This window comes from Streptosporangium sp. G11, from assembly GCF_051192615.1.
Taxonomy (GTDB): Bacteria; Actinomycetota; Actinomycetes; order Streptosporangiales; family Streptosporangiaceae; genus Streptosporangium.
Genome location: NZ_JBPJUQ010000282.1, coordinates 1 through 1464, shown reverse-complemented (window position 1 = coordinate 1464; position 1464 = coordinate 1). Strand labels below are relative to the sequence as shown.

The 1464-nt window shown below is 68.6% G+C and carries 1 protein-coding gene; it reads left to right on the top strand.

What is annotated here, in order from left to right; genetic code table 11:
- Positions 1-67: 67 nt before the first annotated feature.
- The gene (locus ACSDR0_RS50545; protein WP_435296123.1) at positions 68-1279 is read left to right on the top strand and encodes an IS701 family transposase; all 1212 of its coding nucleotides are present in this window, start codon (positions 68-70) and stop codon (positions 1277-1279) included.
- The last annotated feature ends 185 nt before the right edge of the window (positions 1280-1464 follow it).

The window sequence follows — 1464 nt, the reverse complement described above, 5'->3', positions numbered from 1 at the left end:
GTACTGCATTCGTAGATCTTGATTCGTTTGGCCCCGCCAGGGGACGTAGTTAGGCCATCGTCGGTGCGTGACGTGCGCTCTAACCTACGATCTCGTCGTGTCTTGGGATACGGAACTGACCGCGCTGACCACGCGCATCGCCGCCCCCCTGTTCACCCGCCCCGAACCCCGGCAGTCCTTCGCCGACCTGGTCCGCGCCCTGCTGGCCGACGTGCCGCGCAAGAACTCCTGGCAACTGGCCGACCACATCGGCCACCGCACCGCCCACCGGTTCGAGCACCTGCTGGACCGCGCGAAATGGGACGTCGAGATCCTGCGCGACGAGGTCCGCTCCTACGTGATCACGCACCTGGGCCGCCCCGACGGGGTACTCATCGCCGACGACACCAGCGCGATCAAGAAGGGCGACAAGTCGGTCGGCGTGGCCGACCAGTACTGCGGACTGACCGGCCAGGTGGAGAACTGCCAGGTCATGCCCATGCTCACCTACGCCTCCGAGGTCGGGCACGCCTTCGTCAACCGGCGTCTGTACCTGCCCGAGTCCTGGGCCGTCGATGCCGAGCGCCGCGGCAGGGCCGTGGTGCCCGGGCACGTGGCCTTCCGCACCAAGCCCCAGCTGGTGATTGACATGCTCACCGAGGAGCTCGCGGCGGGCACGCCGTTTCGCTACCTGTGCGCCGATGCCGGCTACGGCCGTGACCCGCACCTGCGCGCATTCTGCCATGAGCGCGCCCTCGGCTACGTCATGGCGGTCCCGGTCGATCTGCCCCTGGTCGCGGTGCGAGGCGGGGCCGAGCCGGTCGGGCATGTGCTGGACCGACTGCTGGCCCTCGGCCAAGCCGGGATCTGGGAGCGCCGCTCGTGCGGGGCCGGCACCAAGGGCGCACGGGTCTACGACTGGACCGCCCTGGCCGTTGCCGTGGCCGGGCAGGCACCCGCGCCTGGATACGCGCACACGCTGTTGATCCGCCGCTCGGTCGCGGCTCCGACCGAGGTGGAATTCTTCCTGGCCCACGCCCCGGTCGGCACCGCGGTCTCCGAGCTGATCGACGCGGCCGGGATGCGCTGGAAGATCGAGGAGAACAACGAACAGGGAAAGGACCTGCTCGGCCTGACCTCCTACCAGGTCCGCAAGTGGACGCCCTGGCATCGGCACGTCACCATCGCCATGCTCGCGCTGGCGTTCCTCGCCGTCACGCGCGCCACCCTGCCCGCCGGCGCTGACGAGGCCGCCGGCGAGGGAAAAGACCGCCTGCTCCTGGAGGCGTCACCGCGCTGAGGATGCTGCGACTCTCGCTCGCCGAGATCCGCCGGGTGCTGGCCCGACTGTTCATCCCTGCAGCCGATGCCATCGATCATGTCCTGGCTTGGTCGGACTTCCGGCGACGTCACCAGACACGTGCCCTGATCAGCCATTATCGGAGGCGCGGTGATCCACTCCCAGTGAATCTACGAATGTAGTAC